Genomic DNA, 15776 nt, shown 5'->3' with positions numbered 1-15776 from the left:
ATGTTTCAATCTATTCAAAGAGTTGTTCCAACTGAAAAAGCGATGTTAGATTTAGGCGAAGTGTTAGCTTCTTGTTGCGAAGTAGGAGATGTTATTTATTTAACTGGAGAGATTGGTTCTGGAAAAACCACTCTCATTCGTGGTTTTTTGAGGGAATTAGGATATAATGGTTTCGTTAAAAGTCCGAGCTATACATTAATTGAGATCTATAAACTAAAAGTTTTTCATGTGGTACATGTGGATCTGTATCGGCTTGTCGATACAGAGGAATACTGGAATATAGGTTTATATGATTATTTAGAAAAAGACTCCATAATTTTGATAGAATGGCCGGAAAGAGCAGAAGGATTTTTACCGCTGCCTACGTTTCATGTTAATATCGATATTGATATCAAAACTAATAAAAGATTTGTTAATTTGGACATTATTCCCTTTCGTAATTTTGACAAGAGACCTTATCAATAGACATGAGGAAAAGAAAATTTGTCAAAGACAGATAAGAATTGTTAATGTAGCGGCATGCAAAAATGGTGGATTATTTTTTGCTTGTGGTTGCTATGTTATTCAAGTGCGCTTGCTGATACTAATAAATTCAATAAATTATATGTTTATTCCAATGTTATCTATTATCAGATAATTTTTAATATGACATCGTTATCTCATTATCATTATTTTATTTTGACCAATCCAAATCGTTTGGTTTTCGATATTCAAAGCGCAATTCTTGCTTACCCTTTTTCATCTCAATTGTTTAGACAAACGCCTATCAGATATGCACGAACATCGGTGGATAAAAATCATATGCTAAGAATTGTTTTTGATTTAAAATATCCAATGAAGGCCATCGCCTTTACACTAAGAGGCAAACATAAAAACTCTTTCCGATTAGTCATTGAGTTATCAGCTGCACGACCTTGTTGTACTAACTCTTGTGCAGATGGGGTGAACATAAAGAAAAAAAATAATACCCCTGTTATCACTTCTTTCAGAACTAACGTTTCACCTTTGCCTTATCGATCTAGTAATGTCATCGTAGTTATAGATCCAGGACATGGTGGTCGAGACCTGGGGCATGGTGGTCATCGTGATCCAGGAGCAACAGGTCCTGGAGGATCGCATGAAAAAGATATCGTATTAAAAATTTCGCGTGACTTGCAAAGAGACATTAATCAACAACCAGGATTTAAAGCTTATTTAACAAGAAATGGCGATTACTATTTAACTTTACGTCGGCGATTAGCTATTGCCCGGCACTATAAGGCAGATATGTTTATTGCTATTCATACAGATGCGTGTCAAGACCACAAAGCTCAAGGCGCTTCGGTTTTTACATTATCTTCACGCGGTGCTACCACTGAAGCAGCACGATGGTTAAAAAAGAGAGAGCATGAGTCGGAGCTTATAGGAGGAGTGAATCTAAATGACAAAAATACCTTACTGAAATCTGTACTAATTAATTTATCTCAAACAGCGACTATTCACACAAGTTTATTAATTGGAAAGAAAATTATTCACTCGCTTAGCTCAACGTTATTTTTGCATCATCACTACGTTAAACAGGCTGCTTTTGTTGTTTTAAAATCTCCTGATATTGCTTCACTTTTAGTAGAAACTGGTTTTATTTCAAATCGTTATGAAGAACATCGTTTATTAAATCATATATATCAACAACGCATTGCTTTTGCTTTAATGCAAGGTATTCGAGATTATTTCATTCATAATCCCCCTATGGGAACTTGGCTTTCAAAACAAAAATTTAATAAAGTAGTGTTGATTGGATTGCAAAAAAATAGCCCATAATCTAGCTATTAGTATCCACAAAAGATGACATCAATTTAATAAACTAATTAAACGCTTTTTAGGCTTTGAATATTAAGAATAATTATTCATCGATACTCTGCTTTATATGCTGTGTGCTAGTAGATTTAGTTTTGAAAGAACGAATTATAGTGATTTGCAATGTATGATTGACTCACGTATTGAATTAATTCAAGATTCATAAATTAGATTGGCTGTTACGTTCGAGAGTGGTTCGAGGACAACAAGGGCGGAATACATGATAATGAATCAAGAAAAATCATTTGTCATTTGTTTAATGGGTCCGACTGCTAGTGGTAAAACCGGTTTGGCTATCAAATTAGCAAAAAAGTTTCCGCTGGTAATTGTTAGTGTGGATTCTGCTATGGTTTACCGTGGTTTGAACGTCGGTACAGCTAAGCCACAAACTAAAGTGCTTCATAAGATATCACATCGTTTAATTGATATTTGCGATCCTTCTCATTCTTATTCTGTGGGTCAGTTTTATAATGATGCCTTACGAGAAATTAGGGCCATTCATGCTAGTAATCATATCCCTTTATTAGTGGGAGGGACGATGTTGTATTTTCATGTATTGCACAGAGGATTTTCTGATTTACCCACTGCCAATGAAAATATTCGAAAAAAAATTCAGGCAAAAGCAGATATAAACGGTTGGCCTGCGCTTTATAGGAAATTAAAAAAAATTGATCCGGCATCAGCAACACGTATTAGTCCAAATGATGCTCAGCGCATTCAACGAGCCTTAGAGGTATATGAAATAACTGGCCAATCATTGTCAGATCATCAAATAGCAAAGCGATTCAATTTATTACCTTACCATTTCATTAATCTGATTATTAGTCCAAATGATCGGGAATTTTTGCATCAATGTATCGAGAAACGTTTTGATCAGATGCTAAAAAATAATTTTTTAGAAGAAGTTAAAAAACTCTATCAACGTCATGATTTAAGTGCGAATTTGCCAGCTATTCGCACAGTGGGATATCGACAGATTTGGCAATATCTCAGTGGAGAATACAATTGGGAAATCATGCGTTATAAAGCTATTGTTGCTACACGTCAATTAGCTAAACATCAACTTACATGGTTGAGACAATGGACAGAATCAAAATGGTTTAATAGCGAAGATAAAAATTTAATGGATTCAATTAGTAATTACCTAAATAAGAAATATCCCATCTTACGCATTTTAACAACACGTGCACGTATATGATAGATATATAAAACGCTGCGCGTCATAAGGTACAACATTCCACTCCATAACTAGTGGGTGAGGTAGATTTTCTCGTTAACGGTAACGGGGGTGGCCAGAGGCAGAATCGAACTACCGACACGAGGATTTTCAGTCCTCTGCTCTACCAACTGAGCTATCTGGCCGTTTTATGAAGGAGCAAGAGTTTTTTTATAGTGCTTGAGCTTTCCTTTTAAGTCAATACTTAAGTCAATATGATATTAATCTCAAGCTTGTGCCTTTATCAGTCTTTGAATTTCATTTGGCACCTTAGTTATGAGTCAGCAGTTAGTCTAATGACCAATCGATTTGTCGACGACCCATGTTTCGTAATAATGCATTGGCTTTTGAAAAATGTCGGCAACCGAAAAAACTCCGTTTTACCGATAAAGGAGAAGGATGAGACGCTTTAAGAATCCGATGGCGGAGTTTATTAATTAATTGAGCTTTTTGTTGGGCATAAGATCCCCATAGTAAAAACACAATTCCCTTATGGTGGTTATTTAACCTAACGATAACTTGGTCAGTAAACTGATGCCAATTAATATTAATATGTGATTGGGGTTTGCCAGCCTCAACAGTTAAAGTGGTATTGAGAAGTAAGACACCTTGTTTTGCCCATTTTTCTAAACAACCATGAAATGGAATGGATAAGTTCAAATCACTATGTAGTTCTTTAAAAATATTTTGCAAGGAAGGGGGAATAGGGATGCCAAGGCGTACAGAGAAAGCAAGTCCATGTGCCTGATTAGGTCCATGATAAGGGTCTTGTCCCAAAATAACTACTTTTACCGATTCGTAGGGCGTTAGTCTCAGAGAATGAAAAATATCCGTCTGTGGTGGATAAATAATTTTTCCTGATCTACGTTCTTTTTTAATATGGTTAAGAATTTTTTGAAAATATGGCTTTTGTTTTTCATCACCAAGTACCGTCTGCCAGGTAATAGTTTTTGTCATGATTACATTTATTACTCAATTAACAATGATTACTATTTCCCTAAAGCCTAACTTTTTTAGTTTTTTCTGTAAATAATTGGATGCACTAATATCTTGCAAAGGACCAATTTGAACACAATAAAGCGGAAGATAATTACAATAGATGTTTTTAAGTATTAAAATGGGGTTTTTGATATAATCATGAAGTTGAATTTTTAAATTTTTAGCATGAGAGAATTTATAAAATGCGCCTAATTGTAAAAATAATTTTTGTGAGTGTGTTGACGGTACTGTTGCTAACATGGTACGGTGACCCGATATATGGTGATGATTGAAAGTAATGGCTTTAACATAAACTAAGGCGGTACCTTTGTTCACATAGTCGAGTTTTTTTGCGGCAGCATAAGACAAATCAATGATCCGATTAGAGGTAAAAGGGCCTCGATCGTTAATCTTAATAATAACTGATCTATTATTATTTAAATTAGTAACACGGACGAAACAAGGAATGGGTAAGACAGGACTTGCGCCCGTCATGGCGAGCATATTGTAAGGCTCTCGAATTGAAGTTAGTTGACCGTGAAATTTAGTGCCGTACCATGAAGCGATGCCACGCTTTGCGTAGCCGCGTGCTGTTTTTAATATATAATAACGCTTTCCGTTAACTATATATGAAGAGGGATTACCGTATTTACTGCGAGTCAATGATTTGGGTTGTATGTCTAGGATTTTACTTACGTTAATTCTAGAATTGAGTGGACCGTCTTTCATTTGAGAAGTACAACCTACAAACATAAGTAACGAAAAAGCGCAAATAATAAGCCAGTTCACATTTGTTATTATATAAAATTATTGAGATAAAACTATGAGAATGTGTATATGGGTATGCGTAACAAGTTGAATAAGTTATGGATAGCTTAGAAATTATTTATGGCATTCATTCAGTGAGAGCCATGCTGGATTCGTCACCACAATCTGTTTTAAATTTATATGTTCAGGAAACTCGAAAAGATCAACGAGTACGATCCTTAATCGCAAAGGCAAAAAAATTAGACGTATCTATTGTTCGTGTGTCTCGTGATAAATTAGATGATTTAACAGATGCACATCATCAGGGGATTGTTGCTGTAGCAACAAGATGTGAATATTCTGATACTTTTAATGAAGAGTCGTTGATTAGTATTTTAAAAAACCGTGAATCGCCGGCATTGTTATTAATTCTTGATGGAGTAAAAGATCCTCATAATTTAGGAGCCTCTCTTCGAAGCGCAGATGCATTTGGTGTACAAGTAGTAATTGTTCCAAAGGATCGGGCAGTGGGGATTACATCAACTGTTCGTAAGATCGCTTGTGGTGCAACACAAGCGATACCGTTTATTCGTGTCACAAATTTATCCAGAACACTTTTGAGCCTTCAGAAAGAAGGCGTTTGGATTGTGGGAACAACTGCTGAAGCGGCATCTCATATTCAGGATGTCGATTTGACAGGTGATATTGCTATTGTATTAGGTAGTGAGGGGAAAGGCATGCGACAATTAACAATGCAACGGTGTGATTTTTTGGTTAAAATCCCACTAGAGGGCACTGTTGAGAGTTTAAATGTATCGGTTGCTTGCGGAATCTGTTTATATGAGGTTAGGCGGCAACGGAAAATTTATCAAGTCACAAATCATAACTGCATTTAACTAGATCTATCTGATGTTTATCTGTTTGTTAAAATACTGGGGAGTAGTTCATTATTAGTGGGATTTATTAATGATGTGGTCCTAATATTGTGAATATTTTGATTTTTAAAAATCATTACTATAGCATATGTGGGTAGTATGGTTATCATCGAAAATTTTAGTGCACATAACAAGCCATAGGTGTAAGAGTGTTTTTTAATGAGATTCATCAAAAAAAAAAGAATACTAGAAATAGGACGTTAGGGTGCAAGACGAATAATTTTCCATTGGTGCTTTTCTTTTAAATAACAAAAGCGATCATGTAGACGATGATCTTGCTCAATCCAGAATTCCATTCGATTCGGAATTAAACGGAAACCACCCCAGTATTCAGGACAAAATACTTCGTCTTCGAATTTTTCCCGATACTTTTTATAGCGAGAAATTAAATATTCACGACTAGGGATTTCTTGACTTTGCTCTGACACCCAAGCGCTAATTTTACTTTCATAGGGTCGCGTTTCAAAATAATCTTCCGATTCTTCACGCGTTAATCGTTCAACATATCCTTCTCCTCGTACTTGCTTATAAATACTTGGCCAATAAAACATCCAGGTAGCGTACGGATTTTCTGCAAGCTCGAGTGCCTTTCGACTATAATAATTAGTAAAAATAAGAAATCCACCTTTAGTAATACCTTTGTATAAAACGGTACGAGCCGAAGGTTTTCCCTCTAAGTTTGCTGTTGCCAAAGTCATGGCATCTGGATCGCTTAATTTATTTTCTTCAGCTTCATCGTGCCAAAGTTTAAATTGTTCTAGTGGGTCGTTCAAAAGATCAAGTTGCAACGTCTCTCCTCCTCTTGTCGAAGTTTTTTATTATTAAATAATCTCCATCCTTTTATCACTTTTTTCTTTTTCTCAAAGGATCATGTATGCAGTAACTGAAAATACTAAATGGCCGAAAAATACGCCTCAAATTATCAAAATTAGGTTTGCTTGTACTAAAACTAAGAACTAAAACTTTCACCTAATGCATGTACACATGAATATGTATACGTATGTTGCTGCTGTCTCAATTTAGCAATCCGAATTACCAATAATCGTTCCTGAAGATCTTTACCATGAGCTGTCAATGCCTTTTTTAACTGCCCGCTTTGCACCAGCATATGCACCAATATAAGTAATAAAGGCGTAACCTCTCGAGGAGCGACCTGTCCGAAAGTTTCTAACAATTTTAATCGTTTTAATCGCACCAAAACGGGAAAAATAGCTTTGCAAATCGTTTTCACAAACATAATAAGATAAATTACCTACGTAAATTTGTTTACAACTATATATTGTTGCTATAATGTTCCGGAGTAATTCTCTCCGTGCGACTTCTTCCACGATTAAACACAGAAATCGCGATAATAATGATAAGAAGTATCAGTGCAAAACAAGCTAAGGCAATAAAAATAATTGTCATTATCACAGGTATCCTGTCTTTCTGTTAGTAAATGAATTCCAATCGATTGTAATTAATGAGAAAACGCTTGTAAAGAAGGAACTCTGTTAATAAAAACCCCTCCTTATAATTTTTATTTAGTGTAGTCCAACCCATTCTTAATGTAGAGCCTAAAGCCTTATAAAAGCAAGGGGTGATATAAGATCATAAAATAACATGGCAGTTAAACTTTAAATTCAACAATAGAGTTTCTCGACTACTTAATTACTTAATTAGGATCAAAAAACATTGGTTTATGCATGATAGTGAACAAAGTTTATGTGTTTTCTAACTCACTTTTTTTAAAACAATAATCATTTAGATTTGCAATGAAGTTAGACAGAATTCTTTAATCTAACTTGCCTCACTTAAAATTAAAGAAACTCCGGCATTGCATAAGATATACGTGCTGTGCTATATATCAGTTCTAACATGTATAATTGAGGAATATTTGTAGCGGATTTGGTAACGGTATTATTGTTACTTCGTCTGAGATAATTGTAAGAAGAGAAAGGACCGTGCTGCCATCGTCATTTAGATTAGTTATTTTTACATTATTAGGTTTATGGGGTTTATGTATTTCTAGCGCTTTTTGTGCCACATTTGTTGGTAATACTACTGCAACAGATCAACAGATCAAGAAACGGATCAGCTGTCTGCAGGCTAAAGATGAACTGCGTGAACGAACAGAGCGGTACAAGCAAAAGAGGCCTTTTCCCAACAAAAGAGGCAAAGCTATCCATTATTGTTGTCAAGCAGAAGAGTACCACAAAAATCGATCCCAACAGCACTATCAATCCCAGCAGGACCACGCCTTCCACTTAGATATCGGACCTTATTTGAATAAAAATACCACTTTTGATGGATCTAAGCTGATTATCAACATAGCCAGTGTTCGAGAAGACTCTCGATTACTCCTACGGCAATATCAAGCTACGCAAAAAGAAAATGAATTATCATCATCTGCGTCAAACTTACCGCGAGTAATTTTAACTGGAAAGCTGGAGGGCCAGACTTCTTACAGAGGTACTTATATTAGTCCACGAAGTGGTAGTATTAATTTTAGCGGTGTTGAATTAGGTACTTACGTGCAAAGCGACTCTTGGGTATCAGGTTACATGGTCCTAAATTACGACCCAGATGAGCATCGAAACGGTTCTCGATTGTTTATAAACCGAGCTTTTATTACCATCGGTAATTTGAGTCAGTTTCCTCTTTACACAAGTATTGGACAAGTATATGTACCATTCGGCCGTTATAGTAGTCTGATGGTAACTACTCCGGTAACACAAGTCTTGGGGCGTACTCGAGCACGTACCTTAACTTTCGGCTATCAGCAAACAGGCAGTCATATGTTCCATGCGGAAGTATATGGTTTTCAAGGATTAACCAATAACCTCTTCAGTAGCGGTAATAATCAAAGTAATGAATGGGGAACAGATATTGGTTATGAATTCAGCGATACTACCAACGATGGTGGCTGTATGAATGGTGAAGTAGGTACTGGTTATATTTCTAATCTCGCAGATTCCCAAGGGATACAAGCCACAGTCTTTTCCAACAAAGAAAATTTAAGATATCGTGTTCCTGCCCTAAGTGTTTATTGCACCCTAGACATTAGACCAATAGTCTTTCTCGCAGAATATATAGGGGCAGTAAAAAGGTTTGATGTCAACGACATTAATTTTGCTAATCAAGGAGCACGCCCAACAGCCTTTCATACAGAAGCGAGCTGTACATTTAAAGTAGGTTCTAAATCCAATTCAATTGGTGTTGGTTATGGTCACACAAGTCAAGCACTAGCTCTTGGATTACCTCAAGACCGCTATAATGTTTTTTACAATATAAATATTTGGAGAAACACAAACTTGGCATTAGAATACTGTCATGACGTAAGTTACTCTGTCAGTGCTATTTCAGCACGTTCTAATTTTTTAAAAAGCGATAATATAGCGACAGCGCAGTTTGATTTGTTCTTTTAAAAACCCATTATGATTAAATGGGAAGAATGAAATTTCGATCTTCTGTTGATTTAGTTATGGACTCGAAACAGTTTGCTTTAGCAATATTAGATTGGTTTGAACGCTGTGGTCGCCACGATCTTCCATGGCAAAGCAACGCTACACCTTATCGTGTTTGGGTGTCAGAAATTATGTTGCAGCAAACCCGAGTTTCTACGGTTATTCCTTATTTCCAACACTTCATAAAAAGCTTCCCAACCATAGAAGCACTGGCATTAACGAAGATTGATAACGTCCTCGCTCATTGGTCAGGACTTGGATATTATGCGCGCGCCCGTAACTTACATCTCACAGCACAAATTATTTATAAAGATCATCGAGGTCATTTTCCAAAAACTGTAGCGGCATTATCCGCTTTACCCGGTATCGGTCGCTCAACTGCAGGAGCCATTTTATCATTAGGAATGAATAAATACGCTATTATTTTAGATGGTAATATAAAACGCGTATTAGCCCGCTTTTGTGCCATTGATATCCCTACTAACCAATACACTGGAATTAATTTACTCTGGAATTTTGCAGAAAAGTATACGCCTAAAAATCGTTGCTGGGATTACAATCAAGCAATGATGGACATCGGCGCAATAATTTGTACTCGCACGAAACCAAAATGTATTTTGTGTCCCTTAAAGACAGGTTGTGTTGCTTATCAGCAATCGCGACAAGTGGAATTTCCTATTAAAAAACAAAAATCTAATCGATATAAGAAAATTATATATATGTTGTTATTACAAAATCCTGAGGGAAACATTTTGCTTCAGAAGCGTCCACAAATAGGGATTTGGGGAGGATTATGGAGCTTTCCTGAATGTTCAATTGAGGAAAACATAGAAGCCTGGTGTCGAATGAATCTTGGCATTGAAGCGACTGTACAGGAGCAATGGAGTTCTTTTTTTCACCAATTTACTCATTTCCAGCTAGAAATTAAACCGGTTTTGTTACAAGTGAAAAGAAAACAAACGCACCTCATAGAATATGAACCACAAATCTGGTATAAGAAAAATTCAGTGCTACCTGGAGGTATTGCTGCTCCGGTAAGCCGGTTGCTTAATCAACTAACTCAAAAATAAATGCTACTAATATGACACGACGTGTTTTCTGTAAAAAACTGGGAAGAGAAGCCGAAGGTCTTACTTATCACCCTTACCCTGGTGAACTTGGAGCACGAATTTACGCACATATTTCTAAACAAGCATGGCAAGCATGGCTTACTCATCAAACCATGCTTATTAATGAATATCGCTTGAACGTGATTGAACCTAAATCTCGCCAATTTCTGGAAGAAGAAATGAAAAAATTCCTTTTTGGCATAGAAAGCGAAAACTACCAATCTTAGTCTTAGCCTATGAATAGGATAGCTAGCGAATTATATCTATAAATTTATGTTTATCGAATAAAACGGCCGATTTGACATTTTTCAGGTTCAAAGATAGAGTTTTACGCCTATGCCGAGGTGGTGGAATTGGTAGACACACAAGTTTCAGAAACTTGTGGAGGTAGCTCCGTAGAGGTTCAAATCCTCTCCTCGGCACTCAGAACAGGTAATCCACATGCTCAAAATTTTGCAATATCCTAATCCACGGTTGAAAACCATTGCAGAGCCGGTAAAAAAATTTGACGATACATTACAAAAAATTATTGATGAAATGTTTGAAACACACTATAACACAGAAAATTGCGCAGCCCTTGCTGCTACACAACTGGATTTCAAAAGTCCAAAACACATTACCGTTATCGATTTTTCTCCTCAAAAAAATAAACCTTTATGTTTAGTTAATGCAGAAATCATTTATTGCATCGGTAAACATATTGAAGCAGAAGGCTGCATGTCCGTTGGTGGTGGTATTTATGAAAAAGTAATACGCGCAGCAAAAATTAAAGTCCATGCACGAGATCGTTATGGAAAATCTATGGAATTTGAAGTTAACGGTTTTATGGCAAAATGTATTCAGCATGAATTGGATCATTTAAATGGTATTATCTTCCTTGATCATTTATCAGCATTAAAACGACGTCGAATTGATAAACGTTTTAGGAAGCTTGGACAGTACAGTAAAGCACCATGGGCTTATTATGAAAACACATACTAAAATAGTACCCTTTATTCAAAAGAGTGTCACAAAAAGTGTTACATGGTGTGATTATCTGCAGTTATGCAAACCTCGAATTGTTTTATTAATGTTATTGACAGTCGTTGTAGGTATGTGTTTGGCAAGTCCGGCTAGGATAATTGTGCCGTGGCGCATTTTACTGTTTGGTAATTTAGGTATTGCTCTTGCCGCCTTTTCAGCGGCGACATTTAATCATTTGCTGGAGCATCATCTTGACCAATTAATGCATCGAACTAATCATCGTCCTATTGTGCAAGGTAAGATAAGCCAACGGAATGCGGTTATTTTTGCGATTCTATTATCTCTTTCATCGATGATCATTTTAATAAGTTTTATTAATTTCCTAACTGCATTGTTAACTGCCCTTACACTCATTGGTTACGCCGGTGTTTACACACTTTATTTAAAGCATACTACATCACAAAATATTGTTATTGGTGGTCTAGCAGGCGCAGCGCCACCTATGCTTGGGTGGGTATCAGTTAGAGATCATATTGATCCACCCAGCTTAATTCTACTGCTAATTATTTTTATCTGGACACCACCTCACTTTTGGGCACTCGCGATTCATCGCATTGATGATTATGCAAAAGCAAAAATTCCTATGTTACCTAATACGCATGGAATTCCTTATACTAAACTGAATATTTTGCTTTACACATTGGGATTAGCAATCATCAGTTCGTTACCATTTGCAATTAAAATGTCAGGGTGGATTTATTTTTCCGTTGTCTGTTTAATCAATATTGGTTTTATTTATTGGGCTATTCGTTTATTGATTAGCGATAACGAAGAAGTACCGATAAAAACTTTTCGTTACAGTATTTGGTATCTCACACTCTTATTTTTCGCGTTGTTGGTTGATCATTACGTTTTTATTAAAGTACTCTAATTAAAATTAAAAGCTAATTACTAATTAAAAGACAATTATAAAGAAAAAATATCTTCTCGAATAATAGTATGCTTACGGTCAGGACCGGTAGAAATAATAGTCATTGGCACTTCCACCAATTCTTCAATACGCGCAATATAGTTTTGTGCCGCTTCTGGCATTTGGTTGTAATCCGTCAAACCGAAAGTCGAAGTTTTCCAACCTGGCATCTCCTCATATTTCGGCTTACAAGTCTCTAACAAAGACTGATCAAAGGGTGATTCGCGTAATGTTTTACCATTACACTGATAAGCCGTACACAGACGAATAATTTCAAATTTATCCAAGACATCGAGCTTTGTTAATACAATTTTCGTCAAGCTATTAATTTGAATAGAACGACGCATACTTACCACATCAAACCAACCACAACGTCTAGGACGCCCTGTGACGGAACCAAATTCATTGCCTCGTTTTGCTATCTTTATACCATCAACATCTTTTAATTCTGTAGGAAACGGACCTGCACCTACACGTGTTACATAGGCCTTTGTGATACCAACAACTTGATCAAAGTACAGCGGACCAAATCCACTTCCCGTGGCCGCAGCCCCCGCTGTCGTGTTTGATGAAGTCACATAAGGATATGTGCCTAAATCAATATCCAGCAGAGAACCTTGCGCACCTTCAAAAATAATGTGTTTTCCTTGTCGCTGTAAATTTCCTAAAAGAGATGAAACATCTCCAATCATGGGATTCATTTTTTTACAAAGTTCCATTAATTGGTAATAAATTTTTTGAGGATCTAGAGAGCTTTGATGATAATACTGTTCCAATCGGAAATTATGATAAGTCGTCGCTCTTTTTATTTTGTCAAACAAGATCTTTGGATGTAACAAATCCATCGCACGAATACCACGCCGTGCCACTTTATCTTCGTAAGCAGGTCCAATGCCACATCCTGTTGTACCAATCGCTCTATCTCCGAGAGCTGTTTCGTGTGCTTTATCGAGTGCTATATGATAAGGTAATAATAAATTACAAGCTGAGCTAATTCGAAGACGGTCTATTACGGGAATACCTTTAGCTTCCAGTTTTTGAATTTCTTCCATTAAGGCTTGCGGTGATAGAACCACTCCATTACCAATAAAACACAATACACCTTCTCTTAAAATTCCAGAAGGAATTAAACGTAATACCGTTTTTTCGCCATCGAGAATCAACGTATGACCGGCGTTATGCCCGCCTTGAAAACGTACTACCGCTGCCGCTTGCTCCGTAAGCATATCAACAATTTTGCCTTTCCCTTCATCCCCCCATTGAGTACCTAAAATAATCACGTTCATCTGCTTATACTCCTCTTGCCAGTTAGTATCCGCGCTGGTAGTCATCACTATTACGAGTTTACCTCAGCAAAATAACTTTCTCATCTCTCATGGGTGGATACATAAATAACATTTACAATATCCGTACTAACACTGAGCACGACAGTTCTAGGTAGGTCTGATTGCTTTCTTTAAGATAACGAGAGTGATTTTTTTTATTCAATTATTCCTCTTTAGTTTGTAAATAACATTGGCCTTTGTCTAATAACAAAATTCGCTCCATCTTTTCAGCAAAATGCCAATTATGTGTGACAACCAAAAAACTAATATTAAGAGAATAATTAAGATGCAACATTAAATCAGCAATGTGTTCTGCGGTATCTTGATCTAGATTTCCGGTAGGTTCATCAGCTAAAACACAACGCGGTTCAGTCACTAATGCTCTCGCAATGGCTATTCGTTGTTTTTCACCACCTGATAATTCTCCTATACGGTATTTTTGCCGATGAATCAAACCCACCTGCTCAATACAAAGTAATGCCTTTTCTTTAATTTGTTTTAGCTTCATAACACGTCTACGTACCAATAGCGGGATACAAACATTTTCTAACACATTAAATTCTGGTATTAGATGATGGAACTGATAAATAAATCCTAAATACTGATTACGTAACAAGCCCTTTTCATACTCATTTAAATGAGTTATATCTTTTCCGGCCACCTCAACTTTACCGGAAGTTGGCTTATCTAACCCAGCTAACAATTGTAAAAATGTAGATTTCCCTGCCCCTGAGGCTCCCATAATTGCTAATCGTTCTCCTTGAAATAATGAAAAATCGACATCCTGTAAAACAGAAACTCGTAATTTTCCTTCAAAATAGATTTTACTCAATTTTTTACAGCAAATTATTGGTCCATTATTCATATCGCAGGGTCTCTGCTGGCTCTGTCTGCAAAGCGATAAATGCAGGATAAATAGTCGCAACTAAACTTAGTGTCAAAGCAATAAAGGCAACACTAATGACATCTAACCACTGTAACTGAGATGGCAAAAAATTTACAAAATAAACTGAGCTTTTAATAAATTGTATATGAAAGTATTCCTGAATCTTATTAACAATAGTCGTGGCATTTAGTGATAAAATTACGCCAACAATAATACCAATGAACGTTCCAATAAGACCAACAATAGATCCTTGAATAATAAAAACTGACATAATAGTTCGTGGACTCACTCCCAACGTGCGAAGAATAGCGATATCTGCTCGTTTATCATTAACAACCATTACTAACATAGAAACTAGATTAAAAGTAGCTACTACTACGACTAATGATAAAATAATAAACATAATAGTTTTTTCCATCGCAATGGCATTAAAAAATGGACCAAACTTTTCTGTCCAATTTGTGATGAAAAAACTACTCATAAGTGATTTTTGTAACTCATGAGAAACCATCGCTGCTTGATAAATGTTTTTTATTTTAACATGTAACCCATTCTCTCCATGGGGAAATAATTTTATGCTATCCTTCATATTAATATAAATAATACCGATATCAAAATCAAAGCCGCTCTTCGTAGTAAAAATACCACTCACTGTAAAACGACGAAACCGAGGAAAAATCCCTAGAGGAGTTGTTGTCATCTGAGGTGTGAAGAGGTTAATTCTATCCCCTACATCTAATCCCAATTGATCTGCCAGCTTTCGCCCAATAATCATATTATAGCTCCCTTCCCTTAAACTACTTAACTGTCCTCTCGTCATTTTTTTATTAAGCTGAGAAATTTTCATTTCTTGGGAGGGTAGTATTCCCAATACATTTACACCACTAACAACACCTGAATTGCTTAAAATACCTGTTCCAGCAACAAACGGAGCTGACGCAACTACACGCGGATTAGCATCAATAATCTTTTGTAAATTTGACCAACTTTGATTAATATCTTTGTTTGTTATAACAGTAACTGAAGGAGCAATTTCAAAAAATTGCGTACGAATTTGATAATCAAATCCGTTCATAACAGATAAAACAGTAATTAACACTGCTACTCCCAGGGTAATACCCAATATTGAAACCAAGGAAATGAAAGAGATAAAGTGATTACGACGTTTCGCTCGCGTGTAGCGTAAGCCAATATAAAGAGCAAGGGGTCGTATCATAAGAAAAAGCTGTAACCAAAAGAACCCCATCTAGCAACTACCGCGGCTCCAAAGGCTTGATGTACTAATCTCATCTAGGTTATAATACTACGTGTATGGTAAAAAGCAATTTTGATAAAAAGAAAGCAATTTAATTTAAATTCTGATGT

16 protein-coding genes and 2 tRNA genes are annotated in these 15776 nt (G+C 36.2%); 10 read left to right on the top strand and 8 right to left on the bottom strand.

What is annotated here, in order from left to right; all coding sequences use genetic code 11:
• The 3 genes from tsaE (at position 1) to miaA (ending at position 3034) form a co-directional block, all read left to right on the top strand.
• The gene (gene tsaE, locus CEAn_RS01985; RefSeq protein WP_211923566.1) at positions 1-465 is read left to right on the top strand and encodes a tRNA (adenosine(37)-N6)-threonylcarbamoyltransferase complex ATPase subunit type 1 TsaE; all 465 of its coding nucleotides are present in this window, start codon (positions 1-3) and stop codon (positions 463-465) included.
• Positions 466-519: 54 nt separating this feature from the next.
• Positions 520-1800: an N-acetylmuramoyl-L-alanine amidase gene (locus tag CEAn_RS01980; RefSeq protein WP_211923565.1), complete on the top strand. Its 1281-nt coding sequence runs from the start codon at positions 520-522 to the stop codon at positions 1798-1800.
• Between the two features lie 295 nt (positions 1801-2095).
• Positions 2096-3034, top strand: a complete 939-nt coding sequence (miaA, locus tag CEAn_RS01975; RefSeq protein ID WP_369804526.1) for a tRNA (adenosine(37)-N6)-dimethylallyltransferase MiaA — start codon at positions 2096-2098, stop codon at positions 3032-3034.
• A gap of 91 nt (positions 3035-3125) precedes the next feature.
• Here miaA and CEAn_RS01970 read toward each other — a convergent pair.
• From CEAn_RS01970 to CEAn_RS01960, 3 genes are all read right to left on the bottom strand, one after another.
• Positions 3126-3198, bottom strand: a tRNA-Phe gene (locus tag CEAn_RS01970).
• 142 nt (positions 3199-3340) lie between these two features.
• Complete coding sequence (gene ung / locus CEAn_RS01965) at positions 3341-4009, bottom strand: uracil-DNA glycosylase (RefSeq protein WP_211923564.1); 669 nt, start codon at positions 4007-4009, stop codon at positions 3341-3343.
• A gap of 15 nt (positions 4010-4024) precedes the next feature.
• Complete coding sequence (locus CEAn_RS01960; protein WP_244670039.1) at positions 4025-4759, bottom strand: septal ring lytic transglycosylase RlpA family protein; 735 nt, start codon at positions 4757-4759, stop codon at positions 4025-4027.
• Between the two features lie 137 nt (positions 4760-4896).
• Here CEAn_RS01960 and rlmB point away from each other — a divergent pair, with 137 nt between their 5' ends.
• Positions 4897-5673, top strand: coding sequence for a 23S rRNA (guanosine(2251)-2'-O)-methyltransferase RlmB (gene rlmB / locus CEAn_RS01955; RefSeq protein ID WP_211923563.1), 777 nt, complete (start codon positions 4897-4899; stop codon positions 5671-5673).
• Positions 5674-5912: 239 nt separating this feature from the next.
• On the opposite strand, the gene pdxH is transcribed toward rlmB, so the two are convergent.
• Entirely contained in the window at positions 5913-6500 is a 588-nt protein-coding gene (gene pdxH, locus CEAn_RS01950; RefSeq protein WP_211923562.1) for a pyridoxamine 5'-phosphate oxidase, read from the bottom strand.
• 270 nt (positions 6501-6770) lie between these two features.
• Positions 6771-7040: an RNA-binding protein gene (locus CEAn_RS03655; protein WP_244670038.1), complete on the bottom strand. Its 270-nt coding sequence runs from the start codon at positions 7038-7040 to the stop codon at positions 6771-6773.
• A 642-nt stretch (positions 7041-7682) separates the two neighbouring features.
• Here CEAn_RS03655 and CEAn_RS01940 point away from each other — a divergent pair.
• The 6 genes from CEAn_RS01940 to cyoE all read left to right on the top strand — a co-directional run bounded on the left by CEAn_RS01940 (position 7683) and on the right by cyoE (position 12161).
• Complete coding sequence (locus CEAn_RS01940) at positions 7683-9119, top strand: LbtU family siderophore porin (RefSeq protein WP_440131443.1); 1437 nt, start codon at positions 7683-7685, stop codon at positions 9117-9119.
• A 26-nt stretch (positions 9120-9145) separates the two neighbouring features.
• Complete coding sequence (gene mutY / locus CEAn_RS01935) at positions 9146-10228, top strand: A/G-specific adenine glycosylase (protein WP_244670037.1); 1083 nt, start codon at positions 9146-9148, stop codon at positions 10226-10228.
• Positions 10229-10239: 11 nt separating this feature from the next.
• Complete coding sequence (locus tag CEAn_RS01930) at positions 10240-10494, top strand: oxidative damage protection protein (protein ID WP_211923561.1); 255 nt, start codon at positions 10240-10242, stop codon at positions 10492-10494.
• A 111-nt stretch (positions 10495-10605) separates the two neighbouring features.
• Positions 10606-10689, top strand: a tRNA-Leu gene (locus tag CEAn_RS01925).
• 19 nt (positions 10690-10708) lie between these two features.
• Positions 10709-11248, top strand: a complete 540-nt coding sequence (gene def, locus CEAn_RS01920; RefSeq protein WP_211923560.1) for a peptide deformylase — start codon at positions 10709-10711, stop codon at positions 11246-11248.
• A complete protein-coding gene (cyoE, locus tag CEAn_RS01915; protein WP_211923559.1) occupies positions 11232-12161 on the top strand; it encodes a heme o synthase in 930 nt (309 codons plus the stop codon). Before def ends, cyoE begins: the two co-directional genes overlap by 17 nt.
• Positions 12162-12196: 35 nt before the next feature.
• On the opposite strand, the gene CEAn_RS01910 is transcribed toward cyoE, so the two are convergent.
• The 3 genes from CEAn_RS01910 to CEAn_RS01900 form a co-directional block, all read right to left on the bottom strand.
• Entirely contained in the window at positions 12197-13486 is a 1290-nt protein-coding gene (locus CEAn_RS01910) for an adenylosuccinate synthase (protein WP_211924153.1), read from the bottom strand.
• Positions 13487-13688: 202 nt separating this feature from the next.
• Positions 13689-14390 carry an ABC transporter ATP-binding protein gene (locus CEAn_RS01905; protein WP_211923558.1) on the bottom strand — a complete coding sequence of 234 codons (702 nt, stop codon included), beginning with the start codon at positions 14388-14390 and terminating at the stop codon, positions 13689-13691.
• Positions 14383-15627, bottom strand: coding sequence for a lipoprotein-releasing ABC transporter permease subunit (locus tag CEAn_RS01900; RefSeq protein ID WP_211923557.1), 1245 nt, complete (start codon positions 15625-15627; stop codon positions 14383-14385). The genes CEAn_RS01905 and CEAn_RS01900 overlap by 8 nt, the downstream gene beginning before the upstream one ends.
• Positions 15628-15776 lie beyond the last annotated feature (149 nt).

Origin of the sequence: Coxiella endosymbiont of Amblyomma nuttalli, assembly GCF_018107685.1 — a bacterium.
Classification (GTDB): Bacteria; Pseudomonadota; Gammaproteobacteria; order Coxiellales; family Coxiellaceae; genus Coxiella.
The sequence above is the reverse complement of the archived record's forward strand: the minus strand, read 5'-3'. Positions and strand labels throughout refer to the sequence as shown.

What these genes read in the sequence shown, in the direction of transcription:
- ung (WP_211923564.1), bottom strand. Translation starts at nt 4,009, where the DNA reads ATGACAAAAACTATTACCTGGCAGACGGTACTTGGTGATGAAAAACAA.
- CEAn_RS01900 (WP_211923557.1), bottom strand. Translation starts at nt 15,627, where the DNA reads ATGATACGACCCCTTGCTCTTTATATTGGCTTACGCTACACGCGAGCG.
- CEAn_RS01910 (WP_211924153.1), bottom strand. Translation starts at nt 13,486, where the DNA reads ATGAACGTGATTATTTTAGGTACTCAATGGGGGGATGAAGGGAAAGGC.
- rlmB (WP_211923563.1), top strand. Translation starts at nt 4,897, where the DNA reads ATGGATAGCTTAGAAATTATTTATGGCATTCATTCAGTGAGAGCCATG.
- mutY (WP_244670037.1), top strand. Translation starts at nt 9,146, where the DNA reads ATGAAATTTCGATCTTCTGTTGATTTAGTTATGGACTCGAAACAGTTT.
- tsaE (WP_211923566.1), top strand. Translation starts at nt 1, where the DNA reads ATGTTTCAATCTATTCAAAGAGTTGTTCCAACTGAAAAAGCGATGTTA.
- CEAn_RS01905 (WP_211923558.1), bottom strand. Translation starts at nt 14,390, where the DNA reads ATGAATAATGGACCAATAATTTGCTGTAAAAAATTGAGTAAAATCTAT.
- cyoE (WP_211923559.1), top strand. Translation starts at nt 11,232, where the DNA reads ATGAAAACACATACTAAAATAGTACCCTTTATTCAAAAGAGTGTCACA.
- miaA (WP_369804526.1), top strand. Translation starts at nt 2,096, where the DNA reads ATGGGTCCGACTGCTAGTGGTAAAACCGGTTTGGCTATCAAATTAGCA.
- CEAn_RS01960 (WP_244670039.1), bottom strand. Translation starts at nt 4,759, where the DNA reads ATGAAAGACGGTCCACTCAATTCTAGAATTAACGTAAGTAAAATCCTA.
- CEAn_RS01980 (WP_211923565.1), top strand. Translation starts at nt 520, where the DNA reads ATGCAAAAATGGTGGATTATTTTTTGCTTGTGGTTGCTATGTTATTCA.
- CEAn_RS01930 (WP_211923561.1), top strand. Translation starts at nt 10,240, where the DNA reads ATGACACGACGTGTTTTCTGTAAAAAACTGGGAAGAGAAGCCGAAGGT.
- def (WP_211923560.1), top strand. Translation starts at nt 10,709, where the DNA reads ATGCTCAAAATTTTGCAATATCCTAATCCACGGTTGAAAACCATTGCA.